This window comes from Aquimarina sp. MMG016 (assembly GCF_018100805.1).
In the GTDB taxonomy this organism is placed as follows: Bacteria; Bacteroidota; Bacteroidia; order Flavobacteriales; family Flavobacteriaceae; genus Aquimarina.
The window spans coordinates 523734-538990 of sequence record NZ_JAGJEA010000002.1 but is presented as its reverse complement, the minus strand read 5'-3'; the positions used below and the strand labels follow the sequence as shown (position 1 = coordinate 538990).

17 protein-coding genes are annotated in these 15257 nt (G+C 32.8%); 3 read left to right on the top strand and 14 right to left on the bottom strand.

The genetic code is table 11. The features are described from left to right. The first annotated feature begins 12 nt into the window (after positions 1 to 12). Positions 13 to 597, top strand: coding sequence for a GIY-YIG nuclease family protein (locus J8M14_RS05345; RefSeq protein ID WP_211073547.1), 585 nt, complete (start codon positions 13 to 15; stop codon positions 595 to 597). An 875-nt stretch (positions 598 to 1472) separates the two neighbouring features. Here the strand turns inward: J8M14_RS05345 and J8M14_RS05340 are convergent. The 3 genes from J8M14_RS05340 to J8M14_RS05330 form a co-directional block, all read right to left on the bottom strand. After that, positions 1473 to 2027, bottom strand: coding sequence for a DUF4251 domain-containing protein (locus J8M14_RS05340; RefSeq protein WP_211073546.1), 555 nt, complete (start codon positions 2025 to 2027; stop codon positions 1473 to 1475). An 88-nt stretch (positions 2028 to 2115) separates the two neighbouring features. Further along, a complete protein-coding gene (locus J8M14_RS05335) occupies positions 2116 to 2616 on the bottom strand; it encodes a hypothetical protein (RefSeq protein WP_211073545.1) in 501 nt (166 codons plus the stop codon). Between the two features lie 153 nt (positions 2617 to 2769). Continuing rightward, entirely contained in the window at positions 2770 to 2919 is a 150-nt protein-coding gene (locus J8M14_RS05330) for a hypothetical protein (protein WP_211073544.1), read from the bottom strand. A gap of 188 nt (positions 2920 to 3107) precedes the next feature. Between J8M14_RS05330 and J8M14_RS05325 the strand changes: the two genes are divergently transcribed. Continuing rightward, positions 3108 to 4016 (top strand): TIM barrel protein, encoded by a 909-nt coding sequence (locus J8M14_RS05325; protein WP_211073543.1) that lies wholly within the window; start codon positions 3108 to 3110, stop codon positions 4014 to 4016. A gap of 28 nt (positions 4017 to 4044) precedes the next feature. On the opposite strand, the gene J8M14_RS05320 is transcribed toward J8M14_RS05325, so the two are convergent. Beyond that, positions 4045 to 4215, bottom strand: a complete 171-nt coding sequence (locus J8M14_RS05320; RefSeq protein ID WP_211073542.1) for a hypothetical protein — start codon at positions 4213 to 4215, stop codon at positions 4045 to 4047. Between the two features lie 197 nt (positions 4216 to 4412). Here J8M14_RS05320 and J8M14_RS05315 point away from each other — a divergent pair, with 197 nt between their 5' ends. After that, entirely contained in the window at positions 4413 to 4997 is a 585-nt protein-coding gene (locus tag J8M14_RS05315) for a YceI family protein (RefSeq protein WP_211073541.1), read from the top strand. A 71-nt stretch (positions 4998 to 5068) separates the two neighbouring features. Here J8M14_RS05315 and J8M14_RS05310 read toward each other — a convergent pair whose 3' ends face one another. From J8M14_RS05310 to J8M14_RS05265, 10 genes are all read right to left on the bottom strand, one after another. After that, entirely contained in the window at positions 5069 to 7915 is a 2847-nt protein-coding gene (locus tag J8M14_RS05310; protein WP_211073540.1) for a pitrilysin family protein, read from the bottom strand. Between the two features lie 147 nt (positions 7916 to 8062). Beyond that, positions 8063 to 8317, bottom strand: a complete 255-nt coding sequence (locus tag J8M14_RS05305) for a phosphopantetheine-binding protein (protein WP_211073539.1) — start codon at positions 8315 to 8317, stop codon at positions 8063 to 8065. A 59-nt stretch (positions 8318 to 8376) separates the two neighbouring features. Beyond that, positions 8377 to 9654: a beta-ketoacyl-[acyl-carrier-protein] synthase family protein gene (locus J8M14_RS05300; RefSeq protein WP_211073538.1), complete on the bottom strand. Its 1278-nt coding sequence runs from the start codon at positions 9652 to 9654 to the stop codon at positions 8377 to 8379. After that, positions 9644 to 10546 (bottom strand): alpha/beta hydrolase, encoded by a 903-nt coding sequence (locus tag J8M14_RS05295; protein ID WP_211073537.1) that lies wholly within the window; start codon positions 10544 to 10546, stop codon positions 9644 to 9646. The genes J8M14_RS05300 and J8M14_RS05295 overlap by 11 nt, the downstream gene beginning before the upstream one ends. Then, entirely contained in the window at positions 10543 to 10986 is a 444-nt protein-coding gene (locus tag J8M14_RS05290) for a FabA/FabZ family ACP-dehydratase (RefSeq protein WP_211073536.1), read from the bottom strand. The genes J8M14_RS05295 and J8M14_RS05290 overlap by 4 nt, the downstream gene beginning before the upstream one ends. Positions 10987 to 11001: 15 nt before the next feature. Continuing rightward, positions 11002 to 11490: a hypothetical protein gene (locus tag J8M14_RS05285; RefSeq protein ID WP_211073535.1), complete on the bottom strand. Its 489-nt coding sequence runs from the start codon at positions 11488 to 11490 to the stop codon at positions 11002 to 11004. Positions 11491 to 11520: 30 nt separating this feature from the next. Then, positions 11521 to 12312 carry an SDR family oxidoreductase gene (locus J8M14_RS05280; protein WP_211073534.1) on the bottom strand — a complete coding sequence of 264 codons (792 nt, stop codon included), beginning with the start codon at positions 12310 to 12312 and terminating at the stop codon, positions 11521 to 11523. Between the two features lie 3 nt (positions 12313 to 12315). Continuing rightward, complete coding sequence (locus J8M14_RS05275; RefSeq protein ID WP_211073533.1) at positions 12316 to 13368, bottom strand: type III polyketide synthase; 1053 nt, start codon at positions 13366 to 13368, stop codon at positions 12316 to 12318. 2 nt (positions 13369 to 13370) lie between these two features. Then, positions 13371 to 14087 (bottom strand): methyltransferase domain-containing protein, encoded by a 717-nt coding sequence (locus J8M14_RS05270; protein ID WP_211073532.1) that lies wholly within the window; start codon positions 14085 to 14087, stop codon positions 13371 to 13373. After that, positions 14081 to 15208 carry an FAD-dependent oxidoreductase gene (locus J8M14_RS05265; RefSeq protein WP_211073531.1) on the bottom strand — a complete coding sequence of 376 codons (1128 nt, stop codon included), beginning with the start codon at positions 15206 to 15208 and terminating at the stop codon, positions 14081 to 14083. Before J8M14_RS05265 ends, J8M14_RS05270 begins: the two co-directional genes overlap by 7 nt. Positions 15209 to 15257: the final 49 nt, after the last annotated feature.

The following is a 15257-nucleotide window of genomic DNA, read 5'->3' as shown; positions in this document are numbered from 1 at the left end:
TTTATATAGAATATGGATATAACAGACGAAATTTTTAAAGTAAATAATGTTTTTGAATCGATAAGTACCAAAATAGTTAATGAAATAGGGTATAGGCTTTCTATATCCTTTAATATAAAAGACTTACCTGATCATAAAAATTTTAGTACGAGTTTAAAAGACATTGAAAACTCAAAATACATCTATAGAGAATTAGACGAAATAAGATGTGACTGCTTATATTGGTTTGAATTAGGAACAAAAGAAGAGGCTAAAAAACTAAATGCTCGTTTAAACGAATATAGAGCATCAAACTCCAATAGAAGTGTTCCTGCAACAAATAAAAACAAAGATAGTAATGTACTATATGTAGGTATTCGACGTGGCGGTTATACTAAAAAATGGGAGACATCAAATATCACAAATAGAATTAATCAACATCTAGGGTACTATCATAGTGGAAATACACAGGGTTTACAATTAATACATTTTGCAAAAGACTGTGATTTCGATATAAGAATTAATGTTGTTAAAATTGAAAGCACTAATAGTATGTATCTGAATATTATCGAGAAATTAGTTGCTCAGAAATTAAAACCTCTTTGTGGAAGACATTAAAATATTTAACATTATGTAAAATAGAATCCAAAAGTTCAAAAATGGCCTCAGAAAACTTTGGCTTAAACAATAGGCAAAGGAGTGTCAATATTTTAGAGGTTTAGTACTAAGGTTTAATCAGAGTAAATACATATTTATTGGAGCTCAAACAATCTTAGAAGTCAGAATGTTTTCTAAAATATAGCGACTGCGCCGTGATTGTTTCCAAAGTTTTGGGAAGTCTTGATTTTTTTGTTTCTTTTTTTATCAAGAAAAAAAGATAAGCATTATTAAAAAAGGTTCAATCAAAGCTATTTATGTAGCAAGTGTATAAAAATTATCTCGAAGAGTAATTTTATACTCTTGCGGAAACCTTCACGAGAATCTCATAAAAACTTTTTGTACGGATGTTTTATCGAATACGCGATTTATAACACACCTAAAAGTGTTTGCTTTTTTTGGCGTGGGCTATGCGGTTGGATATTGTGTGTAAAAATAAATGCCATGAAAGGCATTTAAATTTTTATAAAACAATCGAGCGCATAGGCAGCGGCAATTTTACATAACGGCAAATTATAGCTACAAATGTGAGCAGAATGTTTAAGCAATAGTTTTTTTGAAATTATGATGACCCAAGTAGCTAAAATTAATATGGAATAGAATTACTGTGGGATATTTTACATAGTATTACATTATAGCTACGAATGAGCTTAACGTTTCGCAAATTGGCTTTTACATAATTGCTGACGATATAAAACACCTGACGGTGTCGTTATATCTGCAACTATGTAAAATGCAAGCATCCGCCAATTTGCTACAATAAATACATTTGTACTATAATTTATATTATGTAAAATAGAATATTTTGAATACTACACTATTCTTTGTTTCTTCGTTTAGTTATAAATTTCTGCTGGTAAATCTGATACAACTCCTTTATATCGAATTCGATTACGATGACTGCTGGTAATAATTATTTCGCTAGTACGATTGTTATAAATGGTGACTGTTGCTCTAAACGATTCCACCTTGTTCCTAAAATCAAATTTCAAAATGTTACGATTTTTCTTGGTATCTAATATTGATTCAAACCGATCAGGAATTCCATCATATCTAATAGCCATATCCCTACTAGCATAACCTACACTCATTTGTTGATCTCCAAAAAATGGTAGGTATACCGATATACTATCTCCATTAACCCTAAAATGATTTGGGTTTCCAATTAAATTAATTTGATTTACAGAACTTCCTATAGGATATAAACCACTGTTAGCCAAAGCTGTTACTCCTGTAGTTACCATGGGATATGCCCAATCTGATGCTATAGACAACTTTTTGAGATCTACTAGCTGATCTACACCATTATTTTCTATTACTTTAGTAGAAATATCACTAGTGCCTGCACATCCTACTAAAAGTACAATTACAATTATCATTAAGTATTTCATATCCTCCCAATTTTATGATAAAATAGTGAATATTAAATAATTAAAAAATTTGTTATTAATATTTTAACTATCGACATAGATTAGAATCTTAAAACTTATACTTTGCTTTAAGTTTAAATAAGTTTGGACCTCCTGTAAAGTTAATAAACTGTGGATCTGTTATCGTATTTAAATTGTAATCTTGTTTTACTTCCATAGAAAAATTACTGTTCACCTCATACCCCACACCATTTATGAATTTATATAGAGTAGCAAATATTTCTGAAGTATCTTTCTTTATATGGTATTCAGCTTCAAAACCAGAAAAAAAATAGAACTTATCAGAAAGATATTTCTTTGCCCTAATAGGAACTCTGAATACATCAATCGTTATGTATACATTGTCATAATATCCGTGTATTTCTGCAAAAAGATTTTTGCTAATTCCATAACTTAATGTAAAATACTTATGCTGATTATTATCAGATGGATCTGAAAATGAAAAACTATCAACGGTTAGTTTCGATTCTTTGCCTTTTTTTTGCGAATACCCGGTAGTCGTATTAAGCAAAAAAATAGAGATGAGCAGTAGAGTAATTAATTTATCCATATCATGTCTTTTTGGTTAGTGAAACAGAATTTTTCTATTCATATTCACGTTTCCATGCTTTAAAAAAGACTATCTAAAATGGTATAGCGTTGCATTAGACCTCTTTTATGATGTAAAGAAATCTTGTCATATAGAAATTTTGTAAAGCGATATTTAAAGATTCATGCTGTATGCACGTGGTAATCTTTCAGGAATATCAGAAAATACATTATTGTTGATAGTGCTTACAATTTCTAATGTGTTTTTTATGGTATTCCTTCCATTTTTGGCTTTTTCCCCAGTAAAAGTTTTAAGATTTTTCATGTTACTTTTTGTTTGTTAATTCCCTTTCTAAAGGTATGACAAACAAAATTGCTGTGTAAGGGTGAAAACACCCATTTTTATTCTAATTTCATTGACCAAATAACTCGTTCAAAGCTAATTTACTTATTATAAAGAATTTTGTCATATCTATTGTCTATATTTATTTGACCATCTTATTTCATATCATTATGGCTAATTCTAAATTAAATCGTAGAAAGGCAATTAAAAATATTTCGCTTGGTATTGGTGCATTATCTTTGGGGTATACAGAGTTAAAAGCTCAAAATTTCCCAGATGTTAAAACTACCAACTTCACTCCTCTTAACAATAAACTTAAGGGTAATATAAACCATTCTGTATGTAGATGGTGCTATCAAGATATTCCATTGTCAGAATTTGCCATACAAGCTAAAGAGATTGGCATTAAAGCGATTGATTTATTAACACCTGATGAATGGAAGATTGTTAGTAATGTAGGATTACAGTGTTCTTTGGCTACCGATAATTTTGCTAGTATTACTCAGGGTTTCAATGATCCTAAGAATCACAAAGTGCTTCAGGAAAAATATCATACACTTATTTCTCAAGCTTCTCATGCTGGTATCAACCAAGTGATAGTCTTTTCTGGAAATCGTAATGGAATTTCTGATAAAACCGGATTAGAACATTGTGCAGTAGGTTTAGAACCGTTGGTTAAACACGCTGAAAAGAATAATGTTACTCTTATTATGGAATTACTTAATAGTAAGGTAGATCATGCTGATTATCAATGTGATCATACTCTATGGGGAGTTGCTTTGGTTGATAAAATAGGCTCGCCTAATTTTAAGCTTCTTTATGATATTTACCATATGCAAATTATGGAAGGTGATATTATTGCAACTATTAAGAAATATAATCATTACATCTCTCATTATCATACTGGTGGTGTGCCAGGAAGGCACGAAATTAATGACTCGCAAGAATTAAATTATCCAGCAATTATGAGGGCTATAGTCGCCAATGGATTTAAAGGATATGTGGCACAAGAGTTTATACCAACTTATGAGAATAAGATGGCAGCATTAAAAGAAGGAATCACGATATGTGATGTATAATTGGTTTCACCTTCTGTTTTATAACGACTTATGTATCGTTTTGGTTTTTTTCGCTATTATCCGGAACAGATAATTCACCATCTCCGGAAATCGCAAAACGATCTCTTTTAGAGCCATAACCAAAATTGGAAGAACGACGATACTTATTCTGGAAATCTGCAAATAACCGCTTTCTGATACTTTTCTTTTTGCTTTTCATCTGTTTTAATTTTTAAACATCCTCCTGACTTTTATCGATTTACACTCTCTAAGTTATTAGTTTTTTTTAGATATTGTTTTGGGATTAACATCTTTTTATATTTTTAATAGTACTCCTCTACTTGGAATGATTATTGTTTCTTATTACTTTTAAAAACAAAAAATAGTTTAAAACAACACCTTTAAATATATACATTTATGAAAGCTTATTTCTACATTTTTATGTTATTTACCTTTGTTTATCAGGGTTTAGGGCAAACAGAATTTCCTGATGACGGGTATGTTTCTTATTCTGGAGATTATGCTTTAATCAATGATTATCAGAATTTAGAAATAGATAAAGAGAATTCTAAAGTTACTTTTGATTTTATAGATGAAGAAACCTCCGGGACCATTGAAGGTTTGGATTTTAAAATTAATTTTAACCCTAATGACCCTAATAATAGTTCTTTTGCAGGTACTGCTCTTGTAGAAACACTTGATACAGATAATTTTTTACGGGATGGTCATTTGATGTGGAAAAAGTTTTTTCACGAAAGTAAATACCCTAAAATTTCTTTTGAAAGTAAACAAGTGGTAGATTTTGATAATAATACTTTTAAAGTGATAGGAAATCTTACTATTAAAGGAACTACAAAAGAAGTGATTCTAACCTTTTCTTTACACGATAAAAAGCTGGTGGGTAAAACTACCATTCATACCAGTGATTATGGTGTGAATATTCATGATGAACGTAAAAGGAATAAATTAAATATTCAGTTTCACTTTCCTATTATAAAATAAAAACTTCTTAATATAAAAAAAGCAGTGTTATTTATGGTAACACTGCTTTTTTGATTTAGAAAATCTAGAGTTTATATCTTATTTCCGTGTATATCCAACTCTGTAACTATTTTATTAAGTTTTTTAACTTCTTCTAATTGAGTAGCCTTATCTCCTACTACAACATAGATCATCTTATTTTCTTCTATATATTTATCAATAATAAGCTTAAAATCTATTTCACTCATTCCTACGAGTTCTTTTTGATCTTTTTCTATAAATGAAGCCGGCTTATTATATTTACTCATCTCTCTTAATATGCTCAACTTATCATTTAGCCCTTCATAATCCCTGGTACTACCTTTTAGGATTTTGGTTTTAGTAGTTTCAGCATCATCTTCGTCAAAACTTTCTCCATATGTGGCGATCATTTCTTCTATGATTTTTAATGAAGGTAGTGTAGCATTTGCACGTACACTAGTGGCAACAAAGAAAGGAGATATATTATGTTGTTTTCTTACACCAGAAAATGCTCCGTAAGTATATCCTTTTTCTATTCTAAGTGTTTGGAATAGTCTTCCACTGGATCCTCCTCCTAGAATTTCATTGGCAAAGTCTAAATTATTAAATTCAGGATTAGTAGCCGATAAAGCCAGTTTACCAATAAAAATTACGGATTGTTTAGAACCCGGTACGTCTATAAAGTATAGTTGATCAACTTCTTCTTTTTTGGCAATTTCCACTTCCGGAAGTGTTACATCCTTACCAGTCCATTGAGTAGCTAGAGAAGACAAAGCTTCTCCTACTCTACTCTTGGTTATATTTCCTGCAACATGAAATGTAGCATTTTTAGGAGATAAATTATCATAATGTGCTTTTAGATCATCTAATGTAATATTGCTTACCGTTTCTAGAGTTCCTGAGTTTGGATGCCCTAAAACATTATCTTCACCATAAACCAATTTATTAAAGTTAATTGATGCAATAGCCCTGGGGCTTGCTTCTCTTCCTTTTAAATTAGTTTCTAAAGCTTGCTTTAGACGTGCATACTCTTTTTCATCCCATCTTGGTTGTAATAAGATTTCTTCTACCAAGGCTACGGTTTCATCAAAGTTTTTAGCTAAACAAGATGCTGTAATTCTTATTTCTTCTGTGCTACTAAACATATTGATGGAAGCTCCTAAAAGTCCAATAGCTTCTTCTAATTCCGCTGAAGTTTTGGTGGCAGTTCCTTCCATCATCATATCTGCCATAAAACTGGAAATCCCAGACTTTTCAATTGGATCTAGAAGATGACCTCCTGGAATAGTAATATCGAAACTTACTAGCGGTAATTCATTGTTTTCTATACCAAATAATTTCATACCGTTAGCTTCTTCAGCAGTCCATACTTCTGGAGCCTTAAACAAAGGTAACTCTCCAAAATCAGGTTCACTACGGTCATATTTAGAAGGAGTTTTTTCATAAACAGCTTCTTCTCCCTGGCTTACTTCTTCACTAGCAACATCTTTTTTTACTTCCTCAATCCAAACTTCAGCCTGAGTAGCATCTGTAACTGCTAGATCTAATTGCCCCTTAGGAACAAAACTAGTCATTACATATTGCTTATCCTTAATATACTTATTGTATACTCGTATTACATCTTCGCGAGTCACATTATTAGTTAATCGAGCAGCTTCAGAAATATAACCAGGATCACCGTTAAATTCATTATCCTGTACTAATTGAAAGGCTTTGTTAAGTACTGTACTAAAACCTTGATATAGCTGAGTTTCTAACTCTGCTTTAATTCTTTTAAGTTCATTATCAGTAAATCCATTTTTTTCAAATAAACCTAAACCTTCTTCTATAGCTAACTTAACACTATCTAAATCCTTGCCGGCATTAGCACGAACAATAAAATTAAACTCTCCAGCAATCTCATTTGATCTCTGAAATGTCGCAGGTCTTGGAGCTAATTTCTTTTCTTCTACAAGAACTTTATATAAAGGTGATTTTTTACTTCCGCTTAATAACTGGCCTAAAATATTTAAGGCATAAGTATCTTGATGATAATTTTCTACTGTTGGAAAAACCATCCTTAACTCAGGAAGTTTAGCAAAATTGTCCTCAAAATATAAAGACTTGCTGCTTTCTAAGGCTACCGGCATTGGTGGTAATGGTTTAACTTCCGGTCCTTTTCTGATTTCTCCAAACCATTTTTCAACTAATTTTTTAGTTTCAGCTACATCAATATCACCAGCAATAACCAAGGAACCGTTACTCGCTCCATAGTATTGCTCATAAAACTCTTTTACATCTTCTAAAGTAGCTGATTGTAGATCTGGAAGCGAGCCAATTACGGTCCAATTATACGGATGTCCTTCCGGATATAGATTTTTACGGATAACTTCATCAGTATATCCATAAGGCGCATTATCCACACGTTGGCGTTTTTCGTTTTTAACTACTTGTTTTTCTCTTTCAAGAGCTGCTTCTGTAACGGTATTAATCATATACCCATATCGATCAGAATCGATCCAAAGGATTTTTTCGAATGCATCTTTCGGTACAACCTCATAATAAACTGTACCATCGTTCCAAGTTCCGCCATTACGTTCTCCTCCCCATTCCGGTATTAGTTTTCGGTTAGCACCAACCGGAGTATTCTCTGAATCATTGAAAGACATATGTTCAAAGAAATGCGCAAATCCCGTTTTACCAGGTTTTTCTCGATTAGAACCTACGTGCATCATCGTAGCAACAGCTACAATTGGATCACTATGATCTTCATGTAGAATAACTTCTAAACCATTGTCTAAAGTAAATTTTTCGTAATCTATTTTGAATTCGGCGGGAGTATTATCCACTACTTCTGTTGTTTTTTCTTCTGAATTAGAGCAGGAACTTAATATACCTCCTATAGCTATTATAGCTAGAGCCTTTTTATAAAATGACATTGTGTATTGCTTATTATTCTGATTAATGAATTACTTATTTGATATCATCCAAAAGTATAAAAAGAAATCACAAATTTTCATAAATCAATGATAAAAGCGGAATGTAAAACTTGATAAGTCAAAGAAAACTGAAGATCTTCTAAAATTTTATTTGGCAGCTAGTTTACCTTCAATAACTTCTATTGAAGCTTTTACTGTCAGCATTTTTTCCATGGCATCATTATCAATTTCTATGTCGAACTCGTCTTCTACATCCAATACGACATCTACTAAGTTCGCAGAATTAATATTCAATTCGTTGATAAAATGACTATTTATTGACACATCATCTAATGAAACATCTTCAGGTAAATATGGTGCTATAATGGTTTTTAATTTTGAAAGTAATTCTTCTTGAGTCATGTTTTAAGTTTCAAAGTATGTAAGAATCATAGTTTTACACTTAAGTATGGTGATTCTTATCAATTATTATACTTTTTAAAGATAATACATGCATTGACATCTCCAAATCCAAAGCTTGCTTTTGCGATAATATTAGGAGAATATTGAAGTGTTTCTGTTGGTATGTTGTCTCTGGAAACGATTGAAGCTATCTCTGGATGAAGATCTTCACAATTAATATTTCCAAAAACAAAATTTTCCTTGATCTGCAATACTGTTGCTACGCTTTCTATACTTCCTGAAGCTGCCAGGCAATGCCCTACTAGACTTTTTAATGAGTTTATATAAGGAAAATCAGTTCCTTTTCTTCCAAGTGCTTCACTCCAATTTTTAATTTCTGTAGCGTCTTTGGTGGTAGCAGTTAAATGACCATTGATTACATCAATATCATCTGCTTGTATCCCTGAATTGATAACGGCTTGTTTTATACATTGTTTCACAGCCACACTATTAGGAGCTGTCATACTTCCTCCACTACGCTGTCCTCCACTATTAATATGTCCACCAAGAATTTCTGCATAAATAGTAGCTCCGCGTTTTTGAGCGCTTTCCAAACTTTCTATCACCAGAGCCCCTGCTCCACTTCCAGGTATAAAACCACTGGCACTAGCGCTCATTGGTCTGGAAGCTTCAATAGGATTATCATTATATTTATGTGGTAAAATACGCATAGCATCAAAACCACCCCAAACATAAGGGCCACTATCGCTTGTACTTCCCGCAAGGATAATTTCGGCTTTACCACTAGAAATACGGTCATAGGCCATTAAAATAGCTTCAGTTCCTGTGCTACAAGCAGAAGAATTGGTAGTTACCACATTGCCGCAACCTAACATTCCTCCTAAAAAAGCACTTATTCCACTGGCCATAGTTTGGGTAACCGATGTACTCCCTAGCCTTCTTACATTGCCTTCATCTACTTTGTAAATCGCTTCTCTAAATTTATCTACACCTAGAATCCCAGTTCCGAAAATCACTCCGGCATTCCAAAGAGGTTCGTTGGAGGTATTGATAGATAATCCTGCATCTTTCCAGGCATCCATACCGGCAATTACACCATATTCTATCCCAGAAGCATTCAATCCTTTAAGTTGAATTTTGTTAAAGTAATCGTTTAGGTAATCTTTTCTATATTTTGGTTTTCCAGCAATTTGACAGGAAAATTTTAGCTTTTCTAGTTCTGCAATATACTCAATACCACTAACACCATGCTGAATCGCATTTAAAAATTCTGAAACGATCATTCCATTTGGTGATACCACTCCTAATCCTGTAATGACTACTCTCCTATCTTTCATTATGCAGTGCCTGGTTAATAATAGAAATAATTTGTTGCAATGCTTTTTTTGACTCTTTCATTATTGGTAATACCGGCCATATATGAGGCATTCCTTCTCCTGTGAAAACCTTGATATCTACACCTTCTTCTTTTGCCTTTTCCACAAAAAGCTCTTGATCAGGCATTAATATATCGTGTGTTGCCATAAACAAACGTATAGGAGGAAAATTTCTAAAAGAACCATATAAAGGCGAAATCAAAGGATTTCTAAGAGATAAATTACCTGCACACATCTTTTTTGCAGACAATACTCCTTTATAACTTAGAATCGGGTCTATAGGATCAAGTTCTACTATTTTTGGATTCGTAAGACTTGCATCCATTACCGGTGTAATAGGTATAAGTCTATTCGGTAGCTTTAAATTTTCTTGTATTAACCGTTGTGTAAGCGATAATATAAGGTTTCCCCCTACCGAATCTCCAAGAAGTATAATTTTTGATGTTTCATATTGTTTACAAGCTTCAAGATATACTTGATATATATTTTCGGTAATAGTTTGTATAGTGTTTTCGGGAGCTTTAGGATAATCAATCATCCAAGTTTCTGTACTGGTTTGTTTTGCAATTTTGGCAACAGCCATCCAATATTCTCTTGTAGGACCATAAATAAAACCTCCACCATGGCAATATAAAATCAGGTGACTAGTACTTTGGCTTTTAGGGTTAACAACCGTAATTATACTGTCTTGTATTTTTTTAGAAGTATAGTTGCAGCCCCATAACAATAACTTATTTGGAGAATGAATATCTTGTTTTCTTTTATTGATATAATCAATAGGATCTTTTGACCAGGATTTTTTCTCTCCTTTTAATTTCAAAACGAACTTGACTAATTCATATCCAATACTCATAATGCATGGAATTTAGCTATCATTCCAGAAATACTGCCTTTAGCAACCAAAACATCTTTTTCATTATACATTGCGATATTGCATTTTAGTTTTTGGAACCTAAAATATTCTTTATCAGCAATTACAGTCACTTTTTCACCGGGAAAAACAGGTTTATAATAATCAATGGTATTGCTAGTCATTGCAACTCCAGAGAGTTCTTCTAGTTTATCTTTATACATATAAATACCCATACCAGCTAGTCCAATTTGCGCCATACATTCTGTAAGAATTACTCCCGGAGTTACCGGATTGTCTTTAAAATGTCCCTTGTAGAAGAATTCGTCTTTATTGAAAGTATAGGTTCCTTTAATATAATCTTCATTGACATCAATAATCTGATCTACAAACAAAAATGGTTTGTCATAAGGTAAATTTTGTATGATAAAGTCTGAAATCACTATCTATATTTTAATTTAAAAAGAACATCCTGTTGGTAAAGGCTGGGTAGTTGCTAAATCACTAGCGAAGTCAGCTGCCAAGGTTTCAGTATTAAATCCTGCTGAAATACTTCCCTTATAGACTTTAGTACCATATCCACTTGTATTCATATGTGCTCTGACATATATTATTTGATCTTTATTGATATCAACCGGACCTCCTGTTCTCACAAAAGGCTGTTCATTGACATGACTATGGGCTAAAATCCTACGATAGATTAACGTACCATCTTCTGTAAAGACCTCCCACCAATTGGCATACTGCGCGCAACCCGTATCAGGACTTTTAATTCCTACACTGAATGTATAGTTATTTTCATCTCCGGATGTAGACACACTTACTATCTCTGCAGTATCTCCTGTTATTTCAGGGTTTGAAATCATCATAGCGGTGGTGTTATCGTCTTTGCAAGAAGATATTATATGCATCAATATAGGGAGACAGAGTATAAACAAGTTTTTCATAATCGATTAATTTAAAACGTTAAGCAATAGCTAATTTAAATGCTCACCACCATTGACAGGAATGATACATCCGTTAACCCAAGCGGCTTCATCTTTGCATAGTAAATATACTATGTTTGCTACATCTTCTGGTGTTGTTAATCTGTTAAAAGGATTACGTTTGATACTATTTTCTATAATATCTTCATTTCCTGGGATCATTCGTAATGATGCAGTGTCTACTGCTCCTGGTTGTAAGCAATTTGCTTTAATACCATATGGAGCAAATTCAAGTGCAATATTTCTGGTAATAGCTTCGAGAGCTACTTTAGCTGCTGATACGGCAGCATAATTTTTCCAGGCTTTAATGTTTCCTTCACTAGTAAACGAAATAACCCTAGTGTCGTCTGAAAAAAGCTTAGAAGTAAAAATAGCTTTTGTCCAATCATATAAGCTAATTGCCATAGCATCAATGGTTAAATGAAAATCATCATTTTTAAGTTCTTGACTTTCGCCAATCATTGGTTTTAAGTTCCCCTTAGCTACGCTATGTACCAAAGTTTTTATTTTTCCATTATGAATACTTTTCTTAATGTCATTAATAACTTCTTCTCTCTTTTCAGGTTTTTGAATATCGATATTATAAGAAAGTATCCTCACACCAAGACTTCTGACGGCTTCAAACTCTGTTTCAATCTGTTTTAGTTCACTTCTGCGATTACGATACAAAATGATGATGTTCATACCGTGAGAGGCAAGTTTTTTAGCCGTAGCTAAACCTAAACCGCTACTACCTCCTAAAATAAGCGCCCATTCATTTTTATGTTCAAAATCTTTATACATAATTTACCATTCCAATAATATTCGTTGAGCAGAAAAACCAGGACCAAAGCTTAACATTAACCCTAAATCACCTTTTGATGGTTTTTTGTCCATAAATTGCTCTAATACGTACAATACTGTAGCACTGCTCATATTTCCATAATCTTTTAGGACAGCTTTAGTTTCATCAATATTCTTTCCTAAATGTCCAAATAGCTCTTCCACAGTTTGAACAATTTTCTTTCCACCAGGATGAAATATCAAATGATCAATATCTTCAATATTTTTTCCATAATTTTCAAGGAATGGATGGATAATTTTAGGAAAATGCTCCGCAATTTTGGCGGGAACCTCTTGATCTAAAACCATCTGTAATCCTCCATTTGTCATACTAAATCCCATCATTGTCGTAGCATCATAAAAATGATACATCTCATCTCCTATTATTTGAGGCCCATTCACTTCTTCTTCAGAAGATAATAATGCACAAGCGGCTCCGTCTCCAAAAATAGCTGCACTCACCATATTGACCATACTAAAATCATCTAATTGAAATGTAGCGGTAGGAGATTCTATAGCAATAACTGCTGCTCTCTTACCTGGGTGAGCTTGTAGAAAATTTCGGGCATATATAATTCCAGAGACTCCAGCAGCGCAACCCATCTCTGTAACAGGAAGACGAACTATATCCTGTTTTAATTTTAGATCATTAATCAGATAAGCGTCTAACGAAGGAATCATAATACCTGTACAACTCACTGTAATTATGTAATCTAGTGACTTTGGGTCCCAACCTGCTTTATCAAGTGCTTTTTTCAGCACCGATGTGCCTAGCTGCTTTACTTCTCTAATATAGATATCATTTTTTTCTTGAAAAGAAGTAGCGGTAAATACTTCTTCGATACTCATAATACCAAATCTTCTATCTACTGCAGCATTTTCAAAGATCTTTAGTATTTTTCTTCGGAATCTATCTTCCTGACCAGAAAGCCATTGTGAAACAAAAGGTAAAATCTCTTTTGTTTCTCTCATATATTGTGGCAATTGCTTGGCAACCGTTGTTATTTTTACGCTCAAACTTATTTTGTTTTCTTAATAATCCATTGATATCTAAAAGCCCATCTCCATCGAATACGATGAAATACTAATGGCAAGGTTTTAGTAAAATTCAACAACTCCCTTTTCTTAAAACCTCTCAAAATAGATATTGCACCATCATATCTAGCCATTGGATTGGAGATAAAAATAACACAAACTAATTTAAAAAGATAATAAGCCAACTTACTTCTTTGTAAGTCGTTAATAACTACTCCAACTTTCGCTTGAGCGCAAATTGTTTTAAGTAAATCGCTTATTTGTTGATTATCAAAATGATGTAGTGTTAACGTACACAAAACAATATCAAATTCACGTTTTGCATAAGATTCATCAAAAATATTTTCTACGAGATATTCGATTTCTTGATATGCTGTAGATAATTCTTTTGCTTTTTTAATCGTAAACATATTAGCATCTACACCAACTAACTTAAATCTATATCCTTTATTTCTACCAAATTGGGCTATTTCTCTAAGCATATCACCATTTCCACATCCAATATCAACTATTACATATTCTTTATCCTTAGTTAAATTGTTTAGTAAAAAGGTTACACCGTCTAATGTTATTTTATTACCGCCTAACCAACGATTCAACTTAGCAATATCCTTAAGAGTCTTTGCTAAGGTAGCTCCTTCCATAGTAAAATCATCCATCAACTCTTCCTCGGTACTTCGGGATTCTGTATTTATTAGCATACTAATGGTTTTCCATGAGTTTGTTTAATAATTTTGGGAACAATTGAAGGTATGGTACTTGCTATTTTTTGTGCTAGTTGCTGTGTTTGGTTATGTAACAAAACATGTTGCAAAACTCTTCCAGTAAACAGTCTTTTAGAAAAAGCTTTTTTCCATTGTTTTGTATATTCTTTTTCTATCTGTAACCTAGAAAGAATAGGTTGTCGGTAATCTACTATTAATAATTCGGACAAGATTTGAGCCCCTTGTATAGCCATTGCCATTCCGTTACCGCATAACGGATGGATCAATCCTGCAGCATCTCCAGTCATAAAAATATGATTTTCAATAGGCTTCTTTTTCTCGAAATTCACCTGACTAATCGTGATTGGTTTTTCAAATATAGGAGTAGCATTTGCAAAAAATGATTTTAAGTGAGGGTTCTGACACATCACTTTATTCTGAAAGCTATTTATATCTTTACATTTCTTGAAGCTATCGTAATGCACCAAATAACAAGCGTTTACAATATTGTTTTCTATTTTAGAAAGTCCGCAATATCCACCTTCAAAATTATGTAACGCTACAGTATCATCACTAAAGTCAGCTTTGTAATGCGCTTTTACTGCTAACCAGGGTGATTTCGTTTCACTAAAACTACGTTCCAATTTACGATCCAGACCAGAACGTTTACCATATGCTCCGATTAGGTATTTAGAAGTGAATTGTTGACTACTTAAAGTTTTAATTTCAAAAACATCACTATTTTGCTTTATATCAACTACTTGACTATTTATTAGTTTAACTCCTAATTCTCTAGCTTTATCCCAAAGATGATGATCTAAAGCATATCTACTTACGCCAAAACCACCTAAAGGTAAATTGCTATTAATGATCGCTCCGTTTTGGGTACTGATCATAAATTTTGTAATCTGCACAGGATTTAACTGCTCTATTTCTACATCCAAATACTCCAAATACGGAAGCACTTCGTTAGAAATATACTCTCCACACACTTTATGTTTGGGATACGTATCTTTTTCGATAAGAATTACAGGAATTTTGGCTTTAGCCAAATGGATAGCACTAGTCAATCCTGCTAAGCCCCCTCCAATAATAATGATGTGTGAATCGATGTTCATAAAATGAAGATACACAAATTTTAAGCATAAAAAAATCCCAACTGGATAG

What these genes read in the sequence shown, in the direction of transcription:
- J8M14_RS05285 (WP_211073535.1), bottom strand. Translation starts at nt 11,490, where the DNA reads ATGAAAAACTTGTTTATACTCTGTCTCCCTATATTGATGCATATAATA.
- J8M14_RS05330 (WP_211073544.1), bottom strand. Translation starts at nt 2,919, where the DNA reads ATGAAAAATCTTAAAACTTTTACTGGGGAAAAAGCCAAAAATGGAAGG.
- J8M14_RS05300 (WP_211073538.1), bottom strand. Translation starts at nt 9,654, where the DNA reads ATGAAAGATAGGAGAGTAGTCATTACAGGATTAGGAGTGGTATCACCA.
- J8M14_RS05325 (WP_211073543.1), top strand. Translation starts at nt 3,108, where the DNA reads ATGGCTAATTCTAAATTAAATCGTAGAAAGGCAATTAAAAATATTTCG.
- J8M14_RS05340 (WP_211073546.1), bottom strand. Translation starts at nt 2,027, where the DNA reads ATGAAATACTTAATGATAATTGTAATTGTACTTTTAGTAGGATGTGCA.
- J8M14_RS05295 (WP_211073537.1), bottom strand. Translation starts at nt 10,546, where the DNA reads ATGAGTATTGGATATGAATTAGTCAAGTTCGTTTTGAAATTAAAAGGA.
- J8M14_RS05320 (WP_211073542.1), bottom strand. Translation starts at nt 4,215, where the DNA reads ATGAAAAGCAAAAAGAAAAGTATCAGAAAGCGGTTATTTGCAGATTTC.
- J8M14_RS05305 (WP_211073539.1), bottom strand. Translation starts at nt 8,317, where the DNA reads ATGACTCAAGAAGAATTACTTTCAAAATTAAAAACCATTATAGCACCA.
- J8M14_RS05315 (WP_211073541.1), top strand. Translation starts at nt 4,413, where the DNA reads ATGAAAGCTTATTTCTACATTTTTATGTTATTTACCTTTGTTTATCAG.
- J8M14_RS05265 (WP_211073531.1), bottom strand. Translation starts at nt 15,208, where the DNA reads ATGAACATCGATTCACACATCATTATTATTGGAGGGGGCTTAGCAGGA.
- J8M14_RS05310 (WP_211073540.1), bottom strand. Translation starts at nt 7,915, where the DNA reads ATGTCATTTTATAAAAAGGCTCTAGCTATAATAGCTATAGGAGGTATA.
- J8M14_RS05270 (WP_211073532.1), bottom strand. Translation starts at nt 14,087, where the DNA reads ATGCTAATAAATACAGAATCCCGAAGTACCGAGGAAGAGTTGATGGAT.
- J8M14_RS05345 (WP_211073547.1), top strand. Translation starts at nt 13, where the DNA reads ATGGATATAACAGACGAAATTTTTAAAGTAAATAATGTTTTTGAATCG.
- J8M14_RS05280 (WP_211073534.1), bottom strand. Translation starts at nt 12,312, where the DNA reads ATGTATAAAGATTTTGAACATAAAAATGAATGGGCGCTTATTTTAGGA.
- J8M14_RS05335 (WP_211073545.1), bottom strand. Translation starts at nt 2,616, where the DNA reads ATGGATAAATTAATTACTCTACTGCTCATCTCTATTTTTTTGCTTAAT.